General features: G+C 67.4%; 22 protein-coding genes. 15 read left to right on the top strand and 7 right to left on the bottom strand.

The annotated features are described in order from the left end of the window. Window positions 1-255: 255 nt before the first annotated feature. On the bottom strand, window positions 256-600 hold the full coding sequence (locus LVJ94_43055; GenBank protein WXB03672.1) for a hypothetical protein: 345 nt from the start codon (window positions 598-600) through the stop codon (window positions 256-258). 103 nt (window positions 601-703) lie between these two features. Between LVJ94_43055 and LVJ94_43050 the strand changes: the two genes are divergently transcribed. The 6 genes from LVJ94_43050 to LVJ94_43025 all read left to right on the top strand — a co-directional run bounded on the left by LVJ94_43050 (window position 704) and on the right by LVJ94_43025 (window position 9,157). Beyond that, window positions 704-2,860, top strand: coding sequence for a S8 family serine peptidase (locus tag LVJ94_43050; protein ID WXB03671.1), 2,157 nt, complete (start codon window positions 704-706; stop codon window positions 2,858-2,860). Between the two features lie 17 nt (window positions 2,861-2,877). After that, a complete protein-coding gene (locus LVJ94_43045) occupies window positions 2,878-3,957 on the top strand; it encodes a 3-isopropylmalate dehydrogenase (GenBank protein ID WXB03670.1) in 1,080 nt (359 codons plus the stop codon). A 224-nt stretch (window positions 3,958-4,181) separates the two neighbouring features. Further along, window positions 4,182-4,709 carry a hypothetical protein gene (locus tag LVJ94_43040; protein WXB03669.1) on the top strand — a complete coding sequence of 176 codons (528 nt, stop codon included), beginning with the start codon at window positions 4,182-4,184 and terminating at the stop codon, window positions 4,707-4,709. Beyond that, window positions 4,706-5,515: a S1 family peptidase gene (locus LVJ94_43035; protein WXB03668.1), complete on the top strand. Its 810-nt coding sequence runs from the start codon at window positions 4,706-4,708 to the stop codon at window positions 5,513-5,515. The genes LVJ94_43040 and LVJ94_43035 overlap by 4 nt, the downstream gene beginning before the upstream one ends. A gap of 213 nt (window positions 5,516-5,728) precedes the next feature. After that, window positions 5,729-7,621, top strand: coding sequence for a glutamine--fructose-6-phosphate transaminase (isomerizing) (glmS, locus tag LVJ94_43030; GenBank protein WXB03667.1), 1,893 nt, complete (start codon window positions 5,729-5,731; stop codon window positions 7,619-7,621). 147 nt (window positions 7,622-7,768) lie between these two features. Next, window positions 7,769-9,157 (top strand): M20/M25/M40 family metallo-hydrolase, encoded by a 1,389-nt coding sequence (locus tag LVJ94_43025; protein WXB03666.1) that lies wholly within the window; start codon window positions 7,769-7,771, stop codon window positions 9,155-9,157. A 3-nt stretch (window positions 9,158-9,160) separates the two neighbouring features. On the opposite strand, the gene LVJ94_43020 is transcribed toward LVJ94_43025, so the two are convergent. Both LVJ94_43020 and LVJ94_43015 read right to left on the bottom strand, forming a co-directional pair. Beyond that, window positions 9,161-10,780: a methyl-accepting chemotaxis protein gene (locus LVJ94_43020; GenBank protein WXB03665.1), complete on the bottom strand. Its 1,620-nt coding sequence runs from the start codon at window positions 10,778-10,780 to the stop codon at window positions 9,161-9,163. A 15-nt stretch (window positions 10,781-10,795) separates the two neighbouring features. After that, window positions 10,796-11,725 (bottom strand): site-specific DNA-methyltransferase, encoded by a 930-nt coding sequence (locus tag LVJ94_43015; GenBank protein WXB03664.1) that lies wholly within the window; start codon window positions 11,723-11,725, stop codon window positions 10,796-10,798. A 192-nt stretch (window positions 11,726-11,917) separates the two neighbouring features. On the opposite strand from LVJ94_43015, the gene LVJ94_43010 reads away from it, so the two are divergent. Continuing rightward, window positions 11,918-12,151 (top strand): hypothetical protein, encoded by a 234-nt coding sequence (locus tag LVJ94_43010; GenBank protein WXB03663.1) that lies wholly within the window; start codon window positions 11,918-11,920, stop codon window positions 12,149-12,151. Further along, the gene (locus LVJ94_43005; GenBank protein ID WXB03662.1) at window positions 12,148-12,564 is read left to right on the top strand and encodes an HNH endonuclease; all 417 of its coding nucleotides are present in this window, start codon (window positions 12,148-12,150) and stop codon (window positions 12,562-12,564) included. Before LVJ94_43010 ends, LVJ94_43005 begins: the two co-directional genes overlap by 4 nt. Window positions 12,565-12,581: 17 nt before the next feature. Here the strand turns inward: LVJ94_43005 and LVJ94_43000 are convergent, their stop codons facing one another. From LVJ94_43000 to LVJ94_42990, 3 genes are all read right to left on the bottom strand, one after another. Further along, window positions 12,582-13,007 carry a hypothetical protein gene (locus LVJ94_43000; protein WXB03661.1) on the bottom strand — a complete coding sequence of 142 codons (426 nt, stop codon included), beginning with the start codon at window positions 13,005-13,007 and terminating at the stop codon, window positions 12,582-12,584. 69 nt (window positions 13,008-13,076) lie between these two features. Next, window positions 13,077-13,484 (bottom strand): DoxX family protein, encoded by a 408-nt coding sequence (locus LVJ94_42995; GenBank protein ID WXB03660.1) that lies wholly within the window; start codon window positions 13,482-13,484, stop codon window positions 13,077-13,079. Beyond that, the gene (locus tag LVJ94_42990; GenBank protein WXB03659.1) at window positions 13,481-14,098 is read right to left on the bottom strand and encodes a LysE family translocator; all 618 of its coding nucleotides are present in this window, start codon (window positions 14,096-14,098) and stop codon (window positions 13,481-13,483) included. The genes LVJ94_42995 and LVJ94_42990 overlap by 4 nt, the downstream gene beginning before the upstream one ends. A 56-nt stretch (window positions 14,099-14,154) precedes the next feature. On the opposite strand from LVJ94_42990, the gene LVJ94_42985 reads away from it, so the two are divergent. From LVJ94_42985 to LVJ94_42955, 7 genes are read left to right on the top strand one after another with little or no spacing between them, the layout of a single operon-like run. Continuing rightward, a complete protein-coding gene (locus LVJ94_42985; GenBank protein ID WXB03658.1) occupies window positions 14,155-15,078 on the top strand; it encodes a LysR substrate-binding domain-containing protein in 924 nt (307 codons plus the stop codon). A 7-nt stretch (window positions 15,079-15,085) separates the two neighbouring features. Next, entirely contained in the window at window positions 15,086-15,631 is a 546-nt protein-coding gene (locus tag LVJ94_42980; GenBank protein ID WXB03657.1) for a MarR family transcriptional regulator, read from the top strand. Window positions 15,632-15,666: 35 nt separating this feature from the next. Next, entirely contained in the window at window positions 15,667-17,055 is a 1,389-nt protein-coding gene (locus LVJ94_42975) for a serine/threonine protein kinase (protein ID WXB03656.1), read from the top strand. Between the two features lies 1 nt (window position 17,056). Continuing rightward, entirely contained in the window at window positions 17,057-18,043 is a 987-nt protein-coding gene (locus tag LVJ94_42970; GenBank protein ID WXB03655.1) for a hypothetical protein, read from the top strand. Further along, window positions 18,043-18,798, top strand: a complete 756-nt coding sequence (locus LVJ94_42965; GenBank protein WXB03654.1) for a hypothetical protein — start codon at window positions 18,043-18,045, stop codon at window positions 18,796-18,798. The genes LVJ94_42970 and LVJ94_42965 overlap by 1 nt, the downstream gene beginning before the upstream one ends. A gap of 32 nt (window positions 18,799-18,830) precedes the next feature. Next, window positions 18,831-20,171: a protein kinase gene (locus LVJ94_42960; protein ID WXB03653.1), complete on the top strand. Its 1,341-nt coding sequence runs from the start codon at window positions 18,831-18,833 to the stop codon at window positions 20,169-20,171. A gap of 16 nt (window positions 20,172-20,187) precedes the next feature. Further along, the gene (locus LVJ94_42955; protein WXB03652.1) at window positions 20,188-21,039 is read left to right on the top strand and encodes a hypothetical protein; all 852 of its coding nucleotides are present in this window, start codon (window positions 20,188-20,190) and stop codon (window positions 21,037-21,039) included. Here LVJ94_42955 and LVJ94_42950 read toward each other — a convergent pair. Then, on the bottom strand, window positions 21,036-22,376 hold the full coding sequence (locus LVJ94_42950; GenBank protein WXB03651.1) for a sigma 54-interacting transcriptional regulator: 1,341 nt from the start codon (window positions 22,374-22,376) through the stop codon (window positions 21,036-21,038). The genes LVJ94_42955 and LVJ94_42950 overlap by 4 nt on opposite strands. Window positions 22,377-22,427 lie beyond the last annotated feature (51 nt).

The raw sequence follows: 22,427 nt of genomic DNA, 5'->3' as shown, positions 1-22,427 counted from the left end.
TTGGAGGGCTGGCAGCTCGACACCCGCCGCCCCGACGACGTGGAGTCGCGTCTTCCGTGGGCCCAACGTCGCGACGAATTGCGCAGCGCCCGCGCCGAGTCGCGCGCGCCCCAATCGGGACTTTACCTCGTGCAATTCGTCGGCCCCGTGCGCGACGCATGGCGGAGCGAGCTCGCAAACCACGGCCTGGAGATCGTCTCCTATGTCCCGGAGAACGCGTACGTCGTGCGTGCGCGCGGCGCAGCGGCGGCGGAGCTACTGAACCTCGAGGCCAAGTACCCGCACGTGCAATACGTCGGCGATTACCACCCCGCGTACCGCGTTTCCAGCGAACTGCGGGCCGCCCAGACCGCCCGAGCCGCGAAGCCGCTGCACGTCGTCGTGCAAGTCCCCGATGGCCCTGACGCCGCGGCCGAATTGGCGGATCTCGCCTCGCTCGCCCAGGGCCGCGTGCAAATGCACCGCGTGCTCGACTTCCACAACGTGGAGCTCCTGGTGAGCCCCTCGCAGATCGACACGATTGCGGCCAAGCCGTACGTGTTCCACGTCGAAGAGGTACTCCCCCGCGAGCGCCTCGACGAAGTGCAGGGCCAAATCCAAGCGGGCAACCTCTCGGGCACCGGGCCCCACCGGCCCGGGCTACCTCTCGTGGCTCGAGGGCAAAGGCTTCGCCGCCAGCGGGCAATTCGCCTTCTCCGTCAACGTGGCCGACGACGCCTACGACTTGAACGGCCACGCGGATCTTCCCGACGGGCGCATCGCCTTCGAGAACAACCCCACGAGCCAGACCGGCGTGCAGGGAGGCCACGGCTTTCTCAATTCGCACATCGTCGGTGGCTTCAACAACGGCACCGGCAGTGCGTTCACCGATGCGAACGGCTTCCATTATGGCCTCGGCATCGCGCCCTACGCCAGGGTCGGCATCACCGCGATCTTCGGCAACGGCACCTCCACGTCCACCGCATGGGAAAACACCGCCTATGGCCAAGGTGCGCGCCTTTCGACCAATTCGTGGGGCTACACCGGCACGGCCGCGCGCAAGTACGACGTCAATGCGCAGGAGTACGACGTCATCGTGCGCGACGCGCAGTCGAGCGTGGCCGGCTTGCAGCAGTACACCGTGGTCTTCGCCGCCGGCAACAGCGGCTCGGGGGCCAACACCGTCTCCAGCCCATCGACGGCGAAGAACGTCATCACCGTCGGTGCGAGTGAGAACGTCCGCCCCTCCGCCACCGATGGTTGCGCCATCGCGGCCTCGGGCGCGGACAGCGCCGACGACATCATCAGCTTCTCCTCGCGCGGGCCGGTGAACAGCGCCGGAGGCGACGGCCGCATCAAGCCGGACATCGTCGCGCCGGGCACCCACGTCATCGCGGGCGTTCCGCAGTCGAACTACGACGGCAGCTCCGTTTGCGACAAGTACTTCCCCGCCGGGCAGACCCTCTACGGATGGTCGAGCGGCACCTCGCACTCCACGCCGGGCATTGCCGGCGCGGCCACGCTCGTCTACCAGGACTTCTTGAACAAGGGCCGACCCGCACCGTCGCCCGCCATCGTGAAAGCGTATCTCCTCAACAGCGCCACGCGCATGGCCGGCGTCGGCGCGAACGACACCTTGCCCTCGAACAACCAGGGCTGGGGCCGGGTCAACTTGAGCCGCGCCTTCGACAGCGTCGCGCGCATCCTCGTCGATCAGACGCAGGTGCTCGGTGCCACCGGCGAGACGTACACCGTCACCGGTTCCATCCCCACCTCGACGGAACCCTTCCGCGTCACCCTCGCATGGACCGACGCCGCAGGGCCCACCACCGGTGCGCCCTGGGTCAACAACTTGGACCTCGAGGTCAGCGTCGGCGGCACCACCTACAAGGGCAACGTCTTCAGCGGCGGCAACTCCACCTCGGGTGGCACCGCCGATGGGAAAAACAACGTCGAGGGCGTGTACCTGCCCGCCGGCACGTCGGGCAACTTCACCGTCACCGTGCGCGCCACGAACATCGCCGGCGACGGCGTCCCCGGCAACGCCGACACCACGGACCAAGATTTCGCGTTGGTCCTCTACAATGCCACGGCGGGCACACCCACCGAGCCGACCATCGGCGTCAGCCCCTCGAGCCTCTCGTTCTCCGGCACCGTGGGCGGGGCGAACCCGGCCAATCAGAACGTGTCCATCACCAACACGGGCGGCGGCACCCTGAATTGGAGCGCGTCGGACAACGCCACGTGGCTCACCGTCTCGCCCACCTCCGGCACGGCGCCTTCCACATCGGGCGCCTCCGTCGACATCGCGGGCCTCGCCGCGGGAACCTACAACGGGACCATCACCGTCGCCGCCACCGGTGCCAGCAACACGCCGGTGAACGTGCCCGTGACCCTCACGCTCACCGGCGGTGGAGGAGGCAGTGAGCTCGTCACCAACGGCGGCTTCGAAGGAAGCGCGAGCCCGTGGACGCTTTCCGGCGATGCGTACCACTCCACCGGCGCCTACCCGCACGGAGGCACGGGGTACAGCATCCTCGGCGCCTACAACTCGGCGGCCGGCAGCGAATACCAGCCGATGGCCATCCCGAGCGGCGGTGCGCCGAACCTCACGTTCTGGCTCAATGTGAGCTCGTCCGAGACGACGACCACGACCCAGTACGACAAGTTGTACGTCGAGGTCCTCAACTCCTCGGGCACCGTGCTCGGGACCTTGGCCACCTTCAGCAACCTCAATAAGGCCGCCGCAGGCACCTACACGCAGCGCGGACCGTACAGCCTTTCGGCGTACGCGGGCCAAACGGTACGGCTGCAGTTCCGCGCCACCACCGATTCGTCGTTGGTGACCTCGTTCCGCGTAGATGACGTCTCCGTGAAGTAACGCTAGCGTCTCCCGGCATGTCAGAGCTCATTGCGCTGCTGCCGGGAGATGGAATCGGACCCGAGGTCATTCACCAAGCGCGTCGCGTGCTGGAACTTTACCGCGACAAAGCCGGCGTCGACATCGAGCTCTGGGAGCTCGATCTCGGCGCCGAGCGTTATTTGCGCGACAAGACGACCTTCCCCAAGGACGTCGCCGACCGCATCGCGAAGGAGGCGCGCGCGGTGCTGCTCGGGGCGTTGGGCGATCCGCGCGTGGGCAATCTCGATTATGCGCGCGACATCCTCTTCGGTCTTCGGTTCGGACTCGATTTGTACGCGAACATCCGCCCCGTCAAAGCGCTCGACGACCGGCTCGTGCCGCTCAAGAACCGCGGCGCGAAGGACGTCGACTTCGTCGTCTTTCGTGAGAACACCGAGGGCATCTACGTCAATGTCGGTGGCCAATTCAAACGCGGCACCGCCGACGAAATTGCCATCAACGAGGACCTGAACACGCGAAAAGGTGTCGAGCGGCTCATCGTCGCGGGCTTCGAGTACGCGCGAGCGCACGGCGCGAAGACCGTGCACCTCGCTGACAAGTCGAACGCGATGCAGCATGCGCACGAGCTCTGGTACCGCTGCTTCTTCGAGGTGGCCAAGCGCTACCCGGAGATCAAGCCGCAGCACGTCTTCATCGACGCGCTGTGCCTCTACCTCGTCCAGGATCCGTCGCCCTTCGAGGTCATCGTCACGAACAACCTGTTCGGCGACATCGTCACCGATCTGGGCGCCGGTCTGCAGGGCGGCCTGGGTATGGCCGGAAGCGCCAGCCTGCACGCCTCCGATCCGAAGCGGGTAGGGCTGTTCGAGCCCGTCCATGGCTCGGCGCCGCCGCTCGCCGGGAAGGACCTGGCCAATCCGTTTGCCTCGTTTCTCACGGTGGGCATGCTCCTCGAGCACCTGGGACACAAGGCCGAACTGGCGCGCATCGAGGCGCTCGTGGCGCGGGGCATCCAGGAACGCCGCTGCACCCGGGACGTCGGGGGCGAGCTTGGAACCCGGGCCGTGGGCGACTGGTTCCTCGGCGAGCTCCGGCGCGAACTGGAGCAAGCTTGAAGAGCCCACCGTAGATGTAGGTATCTCGGGAACGTGACGGTCGACAGGACGGTGCTGGGCGTTCCAGCTTCCTGGACCTACATTCGCGCCGGCCTCGCCGGTTTCGCCTCGCTGCCGCGGTGCCAGCACAGCGAAGATTCGAGGATCCTGTACGTCCAATCGAAAGAAGCCTCCCTCGCGGGAACTTCGAGCATCCATGGCTGTCAGCGTTTCGAGGGTGTGTCATGCTCAGGAGCGACGTGATGGACGTGCGGGGTTGGAACCTGATTCTTCTCACCGCGATCGGCGTGCTTTGGCTCGCGTGCGGCGTTCAGCGCGAAAAGCCCGTCATCTCCGATGACCAGCTCGTGCTGCGCGCGCTCGAGTCGGAGGTGGCGCTCCACCCGGAGGATGCGGTGGCCCGCCGCGTCTTGGCTCAGTCGTACCTCGATGTTCGGGCCCCAGGCCTTGCGCTTCGCACCATCGAGTTTGCACCCCGCGCGGTTCGCTCCAATCCGGAGCTCGAGCACGTGTACGCGCGTGCGCTGCTCGATCAGGGCCGCTCGGCCGATGCGTTGGCGGCCGAGTACCGCGTGCTCGACGCGTGCAGCGCGGGGGAGTGCACCATGTCGCTGCTCGCCTCGGCCTCACGCCGGGCGGCGATCCTTCACGAGCTGGTGGCCCTCGGCGTCGAAGACGCCCCCGCGCACCCGGAGGCGAGCGCGGTCGCGTACCACAATGCCACCCGAGAGGCGCGGCTCACCCTGCAATGAGTCGAACCGCGCTTGCGGCGATGTTCGCCGCGTGTACCGCAGCCTGCGCTGCGCCCTCCATGTCGTACGTGGCCGCGGCCCGCGTCAAAGAGGACAAGGCTCCGCGCTTCTTTCCGCCGCCCCTCGCCATCGCCACGGCGGAGGACGCCGTCGTGCGCGTCGTGGGCCGGCACGTCACCTGTTCCGGCACCTTGGTGGAAGACGACCTGGTCCTCACCGCCCACCATTGCGTGGTCGAGCGCGGTCCGTCGGGCGGCTTCACCGGAAAGACACTCGCGGGAAAGGATGTCCGCATCGAGCTGGGGGGCGACTACCTCGCGTGGGGCTACGTGGGCGTGACCCACGTGGTCGCGCCGCCCTGCGGCGAATCGGGCGGCGCCGGCGACCTCGCCATCCTCGTCCTCCAACGCAAGCTCGTGGGCCTGGGCACCATGACCGCGCGCCTCGACGGCCCGCCGAAAATCGGTGAGCCGGTGGATCCGGTCGGCTTTGGCCGCTGCGCGCTTTCGGCCGACGGCATCCACCGCTCCGTGCGTCGTGGTGGCACCGTCGCCGCGATCGGCCCGGGCACCCTCTCGCTCGATGCATCGATTTGCCCTGGCGATTCCGGCGGCCCACTGCTCGCGCGCGGCGGTCACGAGGTCGTGGGCGTGGTGAGTCAAAGCGCGATGGACGGCGACGAGCGCACGAGCAGCGATTCCATCGCCACGCGCCTCGATCGCTTCCGCATGGTGTTCGCGAATGCCCGCCTCATCGCCGACGGCATGTCCCCGAGCGAGGTGCCTCCGCTCACGTGCGAAAAGTAGCGCAGCGCCACGCGATTCCCAGTTTCCTCATCCTACGAAACGATCGCGGAAAGCAGTTCAGGCGTTTACGACACGACACAAGCGGGCTCTCCTCTCCCGACTGTGGCAAAACCGGCCCTAGCCCGGATGACGGGTCACCACGGCGCGTCATCCGGGCTAGAGTCCTTCTTGCCCGCCTTTCCATCCAAGCTAGGCAACAGGAGAACGACGAACATGTGCGGAATCGTGGCTTACGTTGGCGAACGAGAGTGTGCAGGCATTCTGGTCGATGGTCTGCGGATGCTCGAATACCGCGGGTATGACTCGGCCGGGCTCGCCCTTCACACGGGACGCGGCGTTGAAATCGTTCGCGCCGTCGGCAAGCTGACCAACCTCGATCAAGCCCTCGCGAAGAATCCGCTCGCCGGCCGAATCGGCATCGGCCACACGCGGTGGGCCACCCATGGCCGTCCCAACGAGGCGAACGCCCATCCGCACGTCGCGGGCAAGGTCGCGGTCGTTCACAACGGCATCATCGAGAACCACGCGGCCTTGCGCCAGCAGCTCGAGGCGAAGGGCACGCGTTTCAGCAGCGACACGGACACGGAAATCGTGGCCCACCTCATTCAAGAGGCGATGACCGAGGGCGCGCCTTCGTTCGGCGAGGCGGTGCGCCGCGCGCTCGGCCGCGTGAAGGGGGCCTACGGCATTGCCGCGGTCAGCGGCGATGCCCCCGACGAGATCGTGGTGGCCAAAGACTCCTCGCCGCTGGTCATCGGCGTGGGCAAAGACGAGATGCTCGCGGCGAGCGACATCCCCGCGCTGCTGGCGCACACGCGCGACGTCATCTTCCTCGAGGACGGCGAGATGGCCGTGCTCCGCAAATCGGGCGCGACCATCACGAAGCTCGATGGAACCTTGGTCACCCGCGCCGCGCGGCACATCGAGTGGTCCGCCTCGCAGGCCGAAAAGGGCGGGTACAAGCACTTCATGCTCAAGGAGATCATGGAGCAGCCCCGCGCCATCGAGGACACCATCCGCGGGCGCATCAACGTGAGCGAGGCCGACGTGGTGCCGGAGGAAATCGGCATCTCCGTCGCCTTGGCGAAGAGCATCACGCGCGTCTACTTCGTGGCGTGCGGCACCAGCGCGCACGCGGCGATGGCCGGTCGCTACTGGGTCGAGCAGCTCGCGAAGCTGCCCTCCACCGTGGAAATCGGCAGCGAGGTGCGCTACCGCGAGCCGGTCTTCACGCCGACGGATCTCGTCGTGGCGGTGAGCCAGAGCGGTGAGACGGCGGACACCTTGGCCGCGGTGAAGGCCGCCAAGGCGCAGGGCGCGCACGTGCTCGCGGTGGCGAACGTGCTCGACAGCGCGATCCCGCGCGCGTCGGAAGGTGCGCTGTACACGCATGCCGGGCCGGAGATCGGCGTGGCCTCGACGAAGTGCTTCACCACGCAGCTGGCCGCGTTGCTCATGCTGGCCGTCTACCTCGGGCGCCGCCGCGGCACCCTGGTGCAAGACGAAGCCCGCCGCGTGCTCGGCGGATTGCTGCGGGGCGCGCACGACATGCGCACCGTGTTGGAGCAAAAGGACAAGATTCAGTTCATCGCGAAGAAGTTCCACCGCTCGCGCGACATGCTCTTTTTGGGACGCGGCACGGGATTCCCGATTGCCCTCGAGGGCGCGCTCAAGCTGAAGGAAATTTCGTACATCCACGCGGAGGGCTATGCCGCGGGCGAGATGAAGCACGGCCCCATCGCGCTCATCGACGAAGAGATGCCCGTGGTGGTCTTGTGCCCCAAAGACGCCCACTACGAGAAGACCGTGTCGAACCTCGAAGAGGTGCGTGCACGCGAGGGCATCGTGATCGCCGTCTGCACCCAAGGCGATGCCGAGGTGGCGCGCCTCGTCACACCGAGCATTTCGCAGATCCCTTCGCGTTCACCGCGCCAGTCCTTCGCCCTCTCGGAGCCCGACGTCGTCGAGATACCCGAGGTCGAGCCGGAGATTTTGCCACTGCTGACCGTGGTGCCGCTGCAATTGCTGGCCTACTACATTGCCGATTACAAAGGCACCGACGTCGACCAGCCGCGCAATCTGGCCAAGACCGTCACGGTCGAGTAACGCTCTCGACGAACCTGTGCACCACCGATATACGATGGTGCAATGCGCACGTGTCTGATCGTTGCTGCGGCTTGCCTCGCGAGTGCGTGTGCAGGGCCGCAGCATCCCGCGGCCCCGTCCACGTCTTCGAGCGAGGCAAAGGCTCCCATGCCCCTCGTGTTCCCCGCCGGGGCGGAGTCCGAGCTTCAACGGCTCGCGGGAAGCATCTTGGTGGGCGGCCACGCCTACGATTACGTGCGCGATCTGTCCGATGCGCATGGGCCGCGCCTCACGGGGTCGGCGGTTCTCGCCGGGGCTGCGCGCTGGGCGGTGGAAAGCTTCCGGCGCGCGGGGCTCGAGGGGGCGCGCATCGAGGAATTCACGATTTCGCACGGCTGGGAGCGGCGTGAGGCGCGGGCGCGGATGCTCGCGCCCCTGGAGCGGCCGCTCCACGTTTCGGCGGTGGGATGGTCCGCGCCCATGCCCCAAGGCGGCGTGCGCGGGCGCGTGCTGGTGCTCGATCTCGAAGACTCGATGCGCTTGCGCGAAAGCGAATTGCGCGGCGCCATCGTCATGCTTTCCAGCCGCGCGATGGTGCGGGAGAAGCGGCTTGCGCGCCTCCGCGCGGTCAAGACGCTCGCACAGGCGGGGGTAGCGGCCATTGTTTTTCATCTGCCGAAGCCCAATCACGTGATGCTCGCGCACGCCGGGCTGTTCCCGCGTGAGCAACCCCTACCGGTGCCGCTCCTGGACATCAGCCTCGAAGACGGCGCCGTGGTGCAGCGCGCCGTGGAGAAGGGGCAAGTGACCCTCGAGCTTTCCAACCCGAGCCCCCTGCTCGGACCGGCGAAGGTGCCGAACGTCGTGGCCGACATCCGCGGTTCCGAGCACCCCGACGAGATCGTGCTCGTGGGCGCGCACCTCGATGCATGGGATTTCGGCACAGGCGCGCAAGACAATGGCACGGGGGTCGCCTCGGTGCTCGAGGCCGCGCGGGCCATCCGCGCCCTCGGCCGTGCACCGAAGCGCACGTTGCGGTTTGCCTTGTGGGGCGGCGAAGAGCAGGGCCTTTTGGGCTCGCGCGCTTATGTGAAGGCGCACGCGGGCGAACTCGATCGCACCGTGATGGTGCTCAACACCGATCTGGGCTCCGGCCCGCCCAAAGGATGGATCGCCGACGGCCGCCCCGACGTGACCCAGCGCCTCGGGCCGCTGGCCAAATCATGGCTGTCGGGCCTCGGCGCCGACACGCTCCAAACGGAGATGAGCTGCCAATCGGACCATTGTCCATTTTGGCTCGAGGGCGTGCCCACCCTCAACCTCGACGTGGATGCGACGCACTACTTCGAAGTGCACCATCAATCCGGCGACACCCTCGACAAGGTCTCCCCGGGGTTGCTGGCCAGCGGTGCAGCCGCCGTAGCCGTCACCGCCCTTGGTATCGCCGATCTGCCCGAACGCATCGCTCCCCGCATCGACCGCGCCACCGTCGTCGCCCACGCAAAGGAGGGCAAGCTGTTCGAGTCCCTCGTCGAGGACGAGCTCCTGACGGAATAGCCGTCACCGTGGCGTGATCTTCCGCATCCGCTCCAGCGCGGCATTGAGCTGACGCAGCGACGTCTCTTGCTGGCGTGCGCTCTCCTCGATGCGTCCCGCGGCGTTGAGCACCTGCTCGCTCCCGCGCGACTGCGTCCGATGCGTCACGTTGAGCTGATTCACCATCGCCGAGATGTTCTCGATGGCGCTGGTGATCTGCCGCCCGCCGCGCGACTGCTCTTGCGAGCTGCGCTCCACGTGCTGCGTGATGAGGCGCATCTTCTCGGCGCTCTTCATGATGAGCTCCGACCCGCGTGCCTGCTGCGCCGTCGCCGCGGCGATCTGCTGCACCGTCTCGGCGATGCGGCCGATGGCGTCCGTCACTTGCTTGGAGCCCTTCGCCTGCTCCACCGTGGCCCGCGCGATCGCGCGCACCATGTTGGTCGACTTCTGGCTGCTCTCGAGAATCTTCTTCAGCGCCCGCTCGGCTTCGTTGGAAACCTCGACGCCGCGATCGACGTTGTGCGCGCCGCGCTCCACGGCGGCGATCGCATTCTTGCTTTCGCTCTGCACCGTCTTGATCAAATCGGTGATCTCGCGCGTGCTCGTTCCCGCGCGCTCGGCCAAGTCCTTGATCTCGTCGGCCACGACCGCGAAGCCCTTGCCCTGCTCACCGGCCTGCGCGGCGATGATGGCCGCGTTGAGCGCCAGCAGGTTCGTCTGCTCGGCCACGTCGTCGATGACGTTCACGATCTGGCCGATGGCTTCGATCCGCGAACCCAGGTTGCTGATGACGCTGACCGCTTCCTGCGAGCTCTCCTTGATGCGGTAGATCTCGCTGATCGTCTTCAAAATGGCTTCTGCGCCCTTTTCGGCGTCGAGGGCCACTTCTTCCGACAGGCGCGCCGTCTCGTTGGCGTTCGACTGCACCTGGTCGATGGAGACGTCCATCTCGTTCATCGAGGAGCTCGTCTCCTCGGCGGTGAGCGAGAGGGCGTCGACGTTCTTCGCGACCTCTTTGATCGAGTAGGCCATCTCCTCGATGGAGCTCACCGTCTCGCGCACGCTTCCGGCGAGCTCGCCCACGTTCTCCGCGACCTCGTCGTTCGTCGCAGTCATCTCCAGAATCGAGGAACTCGACTCTTCCGCGCTCGACGTCAGTTGTTCCACGTGAGCCGCCATCTCGCGGATGGCCGAGGTCATCTCGCGGATCAACTTCGACGTCTCCTCCGCGGCCGACGCCTGCAAGCTCACCCCCTCGACGAGCCGTCGACCCACTTCGTCCAGCGCGCGCTCCGCCTCGGCGAGATCCGTATCGCGGGCCGTGTGCTCGCCCAGCTCGCGGGTGCGGGCGTCCATCACCTTCGCCAGTTCGTCGAAGGCGTGGGCGAGCTGCGGGTTGGCGCCCGCGGGAAGCACGGGGCGTTGCCCGTTGGCGACTTGCCGGAGCGCATCCGCGATGGGGCCGAGCTGCTCGGCGCCCCCGCCGCCGGGATTTTCGAGGGCGGCGATCAAGGTCATGAACACGCCCACGCCTCCCACCGCGAGCAGCCACGTGCCGAGCTGCTGGTTCTGAGAGAAGGCGAAGATTGTGACGCCGGCCGTCACGAAAAGATAGGCCAGTTGTCGAGACGTAAGCTTCATCGGGGCATAGCGCGATTACCGCGAGGGAGAGGGAACCGCGCTACCGTACGCGGGGACGCTCGGCGTCTCAAGCGCCGAAAGCCTCCGGGTCGCGGTTGCAATCGCTACCTCGCTCGCATCGATGCCCACGAAGCGCCGCCCCAGTCGAGCCGCCACCGACAGGGTCGTACCGCTCCCAGCGTAGGGGTCCAGCACCAAGTCACCGGGATCGCTCAAGGATTGAAGCAAGCGCTCCAGCAGGGCTTCGGGTTTTTGCGAGGGATAGCCCGTCCGTTCCCGCGCGACGGGTGCAATGACGCCGATCTCCCAGACGTCCCCCATCGGCACACCGGCTGTGGCCTCGCGCGTCGTCGAGGATCGCGCCCGCCTTCCACTTTCCGCATACACCGCCCGCTGCTTGTTGGCGCCCCACGTCGCCAACGTCGACGCCGCAAGCGGCTCGTACAGCGTATTCCACCGCGGGGCATGCCGCGCATCCTTGCGATAACGCAGCAACACATCGTGCACGCGCTGAAAGTTGGGCGTCTTCGATGGCCAGCGCCGGTACCTCCACACGATCTCGCTGGCGAAGCAGTCGTCGCCAAAGATCTCGTCACAGAGCACCTTTACATAGTGGCTGGTCTTCGGATCGACGTGGATGACCACCGAGCCGTGCGGCAACAGCAACTCCCGCACGGCCACGAGCCGCTCCCCGATGGCCTCCAAGTAGGCCGCCCTATCGGTCCAGCGGTCATCGAACGCCGGCAACTCCGTCCGATCGTCGAGCGTTTTGCCCTTCTTTTTCGCATGATGGACGCGGTTGGTCAGAAACGGCGGATCGAGGTACGCCAGCGTCACCGACTCCCCGTACTTGGCCGCCAGCGCCTTCAAGACCGCCAGGTTGTCTCCATAAAGGAGCTCCCCCGATCCATCATACGTGCAGTATGCAACCTTTGGGTCGGGCATGGCCTTGGACAGCCCAGGCTTCTCCGCACCAAAGATCCGTTCCTTCCCCCGCCAACCTAGTGTGACCTCACGGGCCTCTCTCACGATGCGGTAAGTGTGGGTCGTAAACCTACATTGGGCCAAGAAATGCGCGGACCCTGCGCGCCTGGCCAACCCAAGGCGCTTTGTTATCTTTTGAAGCGAGGCACGGTCATGGCAGCGAACGCAACGGTGAGGATCGACATGGAGCTTCCAACCGACTTGGCGCGTCTTCGTTTGCCTGAGGGGGTCGATCGTCGCCTCCAGGCTTTGCTCGACAAGCAGGATCGCGGCGAGCCGCTGAATGTCGATGAAGCCGCAGAGGCCGAGGGGTTGGTGGAACTCTCCGAGCTTCTGACCCTTCTTAGGCTCCGCGCGCAGGGCAGCGGCTCCTCTGCAGCCGAATGAATCGGGACTACGTCCCGCTTTCGTTGCAGCGTCGGGTCCGTGATCGCGCTCGAAATCGCTGCGAGTATTGTGGGATCTCGCAAGCCTTTCAGGAGGCGACCTTTCACGTGGATCACGTGCACCCTCGAAGCGAAGAGGGGCCCACGGAGTACGAAAATCTCGCTCTGGCGTGCGTTTCTTGTTCGCTCCGAAAAGGTGCTCGCACGCATGCCCTCGATCCGGCCACCGGTGCGCGAGTCGCCACCTACAATCCGCGGCACGATCGATGGAATGAACACTTCGCGGTCGGTGAGGACATGCGTATCGTCGGGAGAACTCCCTCGGGACGAGCCACGGTCGAGCTGTTGAGCATGAACAGAACGCTCGCGGTTGCGATCCGTGTGGAGGAAGCTCGGTGCGGACGGTTCCCGTAAGACAATCGCTCTAGGGGTTAGCGCGAGAGGCAGCCCACCGTGGGGCAGTTGGTGGAGAAGCCGCGGCCGTCGTCGTTGCAGGGGGCGAAGGTTTCGCCGCGGAAGGGCATGCCCTTGCACTTGGAGTCGGCCTTGCAGCTCTTGGCGTCTTTGTGTTTGCCGCACGGATCGCCGGCGGGGCTCGGACACCAGTCATCCATTTTGATGCCGCAATCCGCCGATGGCTTGGACGGCGCTGCAGTGGGCGCCGGCGGGGGAGGGGCTGACGAAGTTGGGGCCGAGGAGGACGCGGCGGGCGGCGGCGGGGGAGGTATCGCGATGGAGTCCGAGGCCGCCGGGGACGATGGATTGGAGGAATCCCCTGGGCGCGAGCAGTGCGCCAAGGCGAGGGAGCCTAGGGTGGTGACAGCGAGGGCAAGAAAGGCGGAGCGCGATCGGTGCATGGCGCCACGTTATACGGACCGCGGCTCGGTGCGAAATTGGGTGGCGAGCCGTAACCTGTAAATGGCACATTACCGGTTGACGGACGCTCGTCGCACGATGCGGTATCGGCCCGGGCCCAAGACGAACAACGACAGCAATGCAATGGCGTCTTCCACCGGTTGCGACCATGCGATGAAGTCGTCGTGGCGCAATACCAACTTCGATGTGGCCACGAGCATGGTGAACACCAGCAGCAGGCACGCCGGGCGGGAGAACCAGCCGAGGATCAAGAGCAACCCGCCGCCGAATTCAGCGAGGCCGGCCATGAGCCCCCAAAAGGCCGGCGCAAAGGTGATCCCGAGCGCCGCCATCGCCGTGCCGAATCGAGTCCACGTCTCCGGGCCGCCCAGCAATTTCGGTCCGCCGTGGAAGAGGAACATGGTGCCGAGTCCGAGGCGCAAGACGAGCGCCGCGACGTCGGGGGTAAGCCGCTTCATCGCGCCTTCACCGGTGCGATGGCCAAGAGCGCCGCGGCGCCCATCATGATGGCCCCACCGGCGCGCTCGGAGCGTTGCTGGAAGCTCGTGCGGCGGATCAGTGGCGCCATGAGGTGGGCGGCGAACGTCACGGTGCCGGTCATGGTCAGCTCCAGGCCGATGAACGTCCCCGCCATGATGGCGAATTGCGGAAGCACGGGTCGCGAGCCATCGACGAACTGCGGAAGCACGGCGCCGTAGAACAAGAGCGCCTTCGGATTCGAGAGCGCGATGAACACGCCGCGCGCGAAGGGTGCACGTTCTTTCGCCGCGGCTGGCGCGCCGCCGTCTTTTTTCGACCGAAGCGCGCGCAGTCCCAGCCAGAAGAGGTAGGCGGCGCCGCCCCACTTCATGATTTGCAAGCCGTGCGGGAGCGCGGCCAGCAGGCCCGAAAGGCCCGCGATGGACGCGGCCATCAAGAGCAGCGCCCCGAACGCATTGCCAAGGACGACGGGCAACGTGGGACGGCCGCCGCGTGCGAGGGCATGGCCGAGAATCGTCAGCATCGCCGGGCCCGGCGTGGCGACCGCCGCCAGGGACACCGTGAAGAACAGGAGCCAAGTCGTATGAGCCATGCACCGCAAGGTGGCCCCTTCGCGCCGGCGCCACCAGCGCGTTATCCTCCGGGGCTGTGAGCAAAATTCACAGGTCTTCCGCCGGCCCCGCGAGGCAGCTGCCCCCGTTGAATGCCGTGCGCGCGTTCGAAGCGGCCGCGCGGCTCGGATCGACGGTGGCGGCGGCCTCGGAGCTGGGCGTCACCCACGGTGCAGTGAGCAAGCAAATCGCGCAGCTCGAAGCGTGGCTCGAGGTGCCGCTCTTCGATCGAACCGGCGTGCGTCTGTCGCCCACGGCGGCGGGGGCGCAGTACGCGGCGGCGCTCGGGGAAGTCTTCGAGATCGTCGCGGCCGCGACCCGCGAGGTCACGCGTGCAGCCCGCCGCGCGGCCACCGTGCGGGTGAGCACCACCACGGCGTTTGCGGCATCGTGGCTCCTGCCGCGCCTGCCCGCGTTCCAGGCGCTCCACCCCGAGGCGGAGGTTTGGGTCTCCGAGAAAAAGGGCCTCGTCACGCTCGGTGCCGAGGGCGCGGCCGACGTGGCGCTTCGCATGGGGCGGGGCGCATGGCCCGGCGTGCACGCCGAGCCGCTCATGTCCGATCATCTGACGCCGGTCTGCGCGCCGGCGCTGGCCGCGCGTCTGCGTCGCCCGGCGGACCTCGCGCGCGTCACGCTCTTGCACGATCTGGATCCGCGCGCCGCGTGGCACCTCTGGTTCGAGGCTGCGGGGCTCGGGCGTCCGGCGTGGGGCGAGCGCGGACTGCACCTGGCGGACGGAGCGTTGCTCTTGCAGGCCGCCGTGTCGGGCCAGGGCGTGGCGCTCGCTTACGCGAAGCTCGCCGAGCCGTTCGTGGGCGATGGTCGCCTGGTGACGCCCTTCGAACCGGCCGTGCCGCTGGGGCCTACGTACTGGCTGGTCTCGCCGCTTCGCGGGACACCGACGACGCGCGCTGCACGGGCTTTCGCAGCATGGGTCCGGGCGCAGGCCCATCGTCTATAGTTCGGGCGTGCAAAGTCGACCTTCGCGTCCGCCCATCGCTTTTTTGCTCACGCAGGTCGGTTCGCACGCCGCGGGCCAATTCGCCGAACGCCTCGCGCCGCTCGATCTTTCGCCGCCGCACGCGGGGATCCTGCGGGCCATTGCGGTCAACGCTGGCATGAGCCAGCAGGCCCTGAGCGGCTACCTGCACATCCTTCCCAGCCGCCTCGTGACCTTGGTCGACGAGCTCCAGGAGCGCGGGCTCATCGAACGCCGCGATAGCCCCGAGGATCGCCGCGTCTACGCGCTGCACCTCACGGCGAAGGGCCAGAGTGCCCTCGAGGCGATTGGGCGCATCGGGCGCGAGCACGAATCCGCCGTGTGCGCGCCGCTCGACGACGGCGAACGCGAGCAGCTGGGCGCCTTGCTCCTGAAGATCGCCAACGCGGAAGGCCTCATGCCCGGCGTGCACCCAGGCTTCGGTCGCATGGGCCCACCCCGGAACAATCCGGGCACCAGCGAACTGAGCCGTGGCAACGGAAAATTGCGTCGAACTCCACGGCGTGGCAAATAGCCACTCGGCGTTTCGCGTTCTCTTTTGTATCGGCTATGAGCTCGCCCGACGAACACATCATCGGACCGGGGCATGTCTTGCTCGGAAAATACCGAGTCGAACGCGTGCTAGGGCACGGAGGGATGGGGCTCGTCGTCTCGGCGAGGCACCTGTCGCTCGAGGATCGCGTGGCGATCAAGCTGCTTCTCCCGAAGCACGCGGAGAATGGCGACCTCGTCCAGCGTTTCCTCCGTGAAGCCCGCGCGGCCGTGCGCATTCGCAGCCAGCACGTGGCCCGGGTAACCGACGTCGGCACACTCGACTACGGCGGCCCCTACATGGTCATGGAGTACCTCGACGGGAGCGATCTCGCCGTGGTGCTCGAGCAAAACGGGCCCATGCCCATTCACGTGGCGGTCGACTTCGTGCTGCAGGCCCTCGAGGCGCTCGCGGAGGCGCACTCGCTGGGCATCGTTCATCGCGACGTGAAGCCGGGGAACCTGTTTCTCACGCGCCACGCCGATGGAGCGCCGTGCATCAAGGTGCTCGACTTCGGCATCTCCAAGGTGCTCCAGGCGGACGATCAGAGCCTCACACGCGCGGGCGGCATGCTGGGCTCCCCGCTGTACATGGCGCCCGAGCAGCTCGAGTCCGCGCGCGACGTGGACGCCCGCGCCGACGTGTACTCGATGGGCGTGGTGCTCTTCGAGCTGCTCACGCAGCAGCGGCCGTTCAACGCGGGGGATCTGCCGCGCCTTCTCTACAAGGTGCTCAACGAAGAGCGTCCGCCGGCGCGGAGCGTGCGGGCCGACATTCCGCCGGCGCTCGACCAAGTTATCCTCACCTCCATGGCGCGCGATCGCGGGCACCGCTACCCGTCGGTCGCGGAGTTCGCGCTGGCGTTGTTGCCCTTTGGTTCGAACCAAGCGCGCGCGTCGGTCGAGCGCATCTGCGGTGTGCTCGGTGTATCGGCCGCGCAGCCGGCGTACATCACCGCGGTGCAGCCTCAGCACCTTGCGCCTCCGCGCACGCACCACGTATCGACGATCAGTGCGGCCATTACGCCGGTGGCCGCGGCCCGCACGAACACGCAGACCGTCGCGGGGCCGGCACCGAGTCGCTCACGGGGCCCGTTGGCGGCGGCCATCGGTGCGGGGGCGGGCCTGGTGCTCGGCTGCCTGCTGCTCATTGGGCTGGTGAGCCGTACGCACCGTCCCGAGCCAGCCGCCGCCCCGCCGAAGATCGAAGAACCCGCGCCGCCGCCACAGCCCGCGCCGTCGAGTAAGGCGGAGAGCGAGCCACCGGCCGCCGCGGTGCCGAGTGCGAGTGCGTCTGCACCGGACGACGCGCCCAAGGATACGAAAAAGAAATCGAGTACCTCGTCGGGCAAATCCGCCAAGCCGGGGAGCTCCAAACCCGATCCCTTCAAACGCGACATCTTCTAAAATGAACTTATCGAAGAACGGCCACGCAAGCGGGGCCTGGGCCAAGCTTGCAGCCGCGACGATCGTCGCGGTGTGTGCACTGCCCGGCGTCGCGCACGCTGAAGACAAGGCCGGCGCCGCCGCGCTGTTTGCGGAAGCCGGAAAGCTGGTGGACGCGGGGCAGCCCGCCCGTGCGTGCCCCAAGTACGAGGAGAGCCTGCGCCTCTTCGAGAGCGTCAACACGCGCTACTTCCTCGCCGACTGCTACGAGCGCATCGGACGAAACGCTTCGGCGTGGGCGCTCTACCTGGAGGTTGCGGCCAAAGCGAGCGACGATCCCGCGAAGGTGGATCGGGCACGCGAGCGCGCGGGCGCGGTGGCCCCCAAGGTGTCGCACCTCACCGTGGCCGCGGACGCGAAGCAGACCTCGGGGCTCGCGATCAAGCGCGATGGTGCCGAGCTTGGGCCGGGGCAGTGGGGCGTGGCCATGCCGGTCGATCCGGGACCCCACGTCGTCGAAGCCACCGCGCCGGGCAAGAAGCCATGGAGGGCGGAGGTCCAAGTGGCGCCCAACGGCGCGAAGGCACGCATCGCCGTTCCGGCCATGGAAGATGTTGCGTCGGAATCCGCCCACACCTCGACACCGGTGGCATCGCCCGAGACCGCACCGCCGCAGGATGCGTCGCTCGGCAATGGCCAGCGCACGCTCGGCCTCATCGTCGGCGGCACGGGCATCGCGGCCATGGGCGCGGGTGTCGTGCTCGCGTTCATGGCCAAGTCGAAGTACGACGATGCCGCTTCGTACTGCAACGGCGACCGCTGCGTGCAAGAGGGCGTCGACCTCCGAGACAGCGCCGTCTCCCGCGCCACCGTCGCCACCGTCGTTTTCGGTGTCGGCCTCGCCGCGACGGTGGGCGGTGGCCTCTTGTGGTTCACCGCACCGCGCGCGAAAAAGCAAACCTCCGTCGGGCTGACGCCGAACGGCTTCGTGCTGCGAGGTACGTTCTGATGCGCCGCGCTCTCGCAGGTCTTCTCTTCGTGCCCTTCGCCATGGGTTGCGGCCTCGTGTTCGGCATCTCGTCGGGCGAGCTCGATCCCGATGCGTTGGGGGACGGTGGCCGCGCCGACGTGGCGACGGATTCCAATCCGCCAACCGACGCGCCCGTGAAGTGCGACGATCCACTTCTCATCGACGATCTGGAGGACGGCAACGCTGCCATTCCGCGATGCGCGGGACGTCAAGGCGCCTGGTCCGTCTTCAACGACGAAACCGCCGGAGGAACGCAGAGTCCCTCCCCCGGTGCACCGTTTACCTTGGGCACGCCGGGGGCGCCGGAAAGCAGCAAGTTCGCGGCGCATACCTCGGGCCGCGGTTACAAGAAGGCCGGCATGCGCTTTGCGCTGAACCAAGTCCCCGGCAGCGAGCGCGAGACCTACGACGCGAGTGGGTACTCGGGGATTCGATTCCGCGCCAAGATGGCCGAGCCTCTGCAAAAGGTTTACCTGAACGTTCGCGACAAGAGCCGAGACCCGGCGGGCGGGGTTTGTACGCCGGGCGTCTGCGGTGACCTGTTTGGCGAGGGATTCCCCGTCACGACCGAATGGCAGGAATTCAAGGTGACCTGGGACAAGCTCGAACCGGACAAGGACGCAGGTGCGGCGAAGGTGGATTCCGCGCACGTCTATGCGATCGACTTCCATGTTTACTCCCAGGAGATGATCGCCTTCGACTTCTGGGTCGACGACGTCGCCTTTCTTCCCTGACCCATCTGGGTATCCTGATGCATACGTAGGAAATGCAGGCGCCTCTCACCCTCGGCCGGTACACGCTTTTTGGCGAGCTTGCCGCCGGGGGCATGGCCACGGTCTACCTGGGGCGCGTTCGCGGCGCCGTGGGGTTCGGTCGCACCGTGGCCATCAAGAGGCTGCACCCGCATCTGGCGCGCGATCCCGAGTTGGTCTCGCGCTTCGTCGATGAAGCGCGGCTCGTCGCGCGGGTGCACCATCCCAACGTCGTGCCCACGCTCGACGTCGTGGCGCAGGATGGCGAGATCTTCCTCGTCCTCGAGTACGTGAAGGGCGAATCGCTCGCGGGGCTGCTCCGTGCATCGGTGCTCGCGGGGACGACCATCCCGGTGGCGGTCGCGCTCTCGATCCTGGTCGGCGCGTTGAACGGTTTGCACGCGGCGCACGAAGCACGCGACGAAAAGGGCGAGCCGCTTCACATCGTGCACCGCGACGTTTCCCCGCAGAACGTGCTCGTGGGCGCGGATGGCATCGCGCGCGTGCTCGACTTCGGCGTGGCCAAGGCGCAAGGCCGGCTTTTTGGAACCACGCGGGATGGGCACCTGAAAGGCAAGGTGCCGTACATGGCCCCCGAGCAAATCTCGGGCGCGGCGACGCAGCAGACGGACGTCTATGCCGCGGGCGTCGTGCTCTGGGAGGCGCTGGCCTGTCGCGGGCTCTTTCGCCACGAGAACGAGCTGCAGCTGCTGCAGGCCATCATGACCGAGCAGGTCGCGCCGCCGAGTCGATTCAATCCGAGCGTGCCGCCCGAGGTGGACCGCATCACGATGAAGGCGCTCGCTCGCGATCCCGCACAGCGTTACACGAATGCGCACGCCATGGCCGAGGACCTCGATGCCACGGGCCTCGTGGCATCGTCGATGCGCGTGGCCGAGTGGATTCGCTCCGTCGCGGGCCCCGCGCTGGCCGCGCGCTCGGAGCTGGTCGCGCAGGTCGAAGGCGCCGTGACGGAGCATTCCGTCACGTTGAAGTCGCCCCGACCGTCGGCGCCTTTTTCGTGGCGCCGCCTGGGAACCGGTGCGCTCGTCGCGGCCGTGGGCATGGGCGCCGGTGCGCTGCTCGTGTTTCGCCCCACCGCGGAGCGCGCCCCCGCCATCGCTGCGAGTCCAACGCCGACCCAAGCGGCGCCGCCTCCTGCGGTGATCCCCGTCGTGACGACGCCCCCCGAGCCCGCGAGCGTCGACGCGTCCGCACCACGGCGTGCGGCGATGCCGCCGCGAAGGCCGAAGCCTCTCGAGCCGGCGGCGACGTCGAAGCCCGACGCCGTGCCGGATGCACCGCCGATGCAGCCACGCATCCCCGCGGGCTTGGCGACCAGCCGGCACGAGTAGTGCTTAGCAGCCCGCCATGACCAGACTTTGGATCTTCATGGCGATGGGCCTCGCAGGCGTAGGGTGCGCAGCTTCGACGGACGACGAGGGCGCGGCGTCGGTCGTTCAAGCGCTCGAACCGGGCGTCAACGGCGACGCGTGTCTCCTTAGCCCGTACAACTGCAAGCTGCGCGTGGAAGGCGGCAACCGCGTGCTCACCAACGAGGGCAGCGATTCTTGGGGCGTCACGCCAGGGCAGGCCATTCGCGATGGCCACGGCAACGTGCTCGGGACGTCGACCAACACGACGATGAAGTTCAACTACGGCCAGGTGCGCACCTTCGTGGGGGAGCCTCACGCGTTTGCCATGTCCACGTCGAACGGCAGCGCGGGCTGGGTGCCCATGGCGAGCATCCTCGGTCGCACCAGCTTCGAGCAAAAGGTGGGGCATGTCTCGGCCAAGAGCGAAGGCCTCGCGCGCATGGGTTGCTACGAGGTGAAAAACGCCAGCGACCCCAATCTGGAGCCGAAAAAGGTCGTCTACGACTCCACGTCGAGCAACGAGGCCGCCGGCGACTACCTGCCGAAGCTGCGCGCCAACGGCCGGCGCTCGGTGAACCTCGCCTTCAACTGCCCCGGCTCGGGCCTTGGCGCGCCCGCCGTGGACCATTACCCCGCAGGCACGAAGTTCCAGCGCGTGGACGTCCCCACCGACTCGGGCGCCCCCTCCATCGATGTCCCGCTCTGGGTGCAAGATGCGTCGGGCCGTTATCGCCAACAAGACGGCACCATGAAATTCATCTACGGCTACGTGATCAGCGCCACGGGCACGAAACGCGTCGGCTGGATGGCCTACGACGGCCTTCAAGTGTCCAGCGGCTGTCTCTAACCAAAATAACGCGCGCGCAAAATCTGGAAATACCTACGCGCGATGCCCGACGCGGCGGCTGCGCGCACCACATTGCCGTCGTGGCGGGCGAGCACGCGCTCGACGTATCGACGCTCGAATTCGCTCACCACGCGCTCGCGGGCGCGGGTGAGCGGCAGCTCGCACGCGAGCACCTCCTCGATGATGTTGCCCTGGCGTGGTGCTGGCGGCGGCTCGGTGATGCCCGATCCCGTCACGGTGGTCTCGCCCAACGCGAGGGCGCGCGCCACGGCGTTGTGCAGCTCGCGCACGTTGCCCGGCCAGCGGTAGTCCTCGAGGCGTTGGATCAAGTCGCGCGGCATGGGCACGCGGCCACCGCCGAGCGTTTGCCAAAAGTGGCAGGCGAGCAGCCCCACGTCGCCGGTGCGATCGCGGAGCGGTGGCAGCTCGAGCCGGCCCACGGCCAGCCGGAAAAATAAGTCATCGCGGAACCGCCCGGCCTGGACCTCACGGTCGAGATCGCGCCTCGTCGCCGCGATGATGCGCACGTCCACGCGGATCCACTGGTTCGACCCGACGCGTTGCACTTCGCTGCGCTCGAGCGCGCGCAGCAGCTTGGGCTGCAGCGACAGATCCAGCTCCCCGAGCTCGTCGATGAACAGCGTGCCGCCGTGCGCCTCCTCGAAGACGCCCTTGCGCGGTGCCACCGCCCCGGTGAACGAGCCGCGCTCGTGGCCGAACAGCGTCGACTCGACGAGGGTAGGGGGCACCGCGGTGCAGTCGAACACGACGAAGGGCGCCCGTGCACGCGGGCTCGACTCGTGAAGCGCTTCGGCCAGCACCTCCTTGCCGGTGCCGGTTTCCCCTTCGATGAGCACGGGCAGCTCGCTCTGGGCGAAGCGCGTGCAGAGCGGGTAAAGCCGCCGCATGGCCGGGCTCGCGCCCAGCATTCGCCCGAAGCGCACGTCGCCCGCAACGGGCACCGACTTGGGTTCCCCGCGCTCCAGCGACAACGTGGTCTCGGCCAGACGAATGCGGTCGCCGTCGTTGGCGTAGGCCTCGCGAATGGCCACGCCGTTGATGCTCGTGCCGTTGGTCGAATCGAGATCGGTGACGCGCAGGCCTTTGGCATCCGTCTCGAAGGCGGCATGCCGCCGCGACACCATGGGACCTTCCAGCCGGAAGTCGCATGCAGGCCCTTTTCCCGCGAGCCATCGCCGACCCGGCGTGCCGCCAAACGCGAAGCGCGTTCCGGCTTGCGGACCGTCGATCACGCGCAATGCATAGCTTTCCTCGACCGCCGTCGGCTCACTCTGGGACGAGCGCGTCGTGGCGATATCCCACCAATCGGACCCCATCGGTAGCCATGACTGTAGCTCGCCAAGGCGGCGTGGGCACGATCTCCGAGA

This window comes from Sorangiineae bacterium MSr11367 (assembly GCA_037157805.1).
Lineage (GTDB): Bacteria > Myxococcota_A > Polyangia > Polyangiales > Polyangiaceae > Pendulispora > Pendulispora rubella.
The sequence above is the reverse complement of the archived record's forward strand: the minus strand, read 5'-3'. Positions and strand labels throughout refer to the sequence as shown.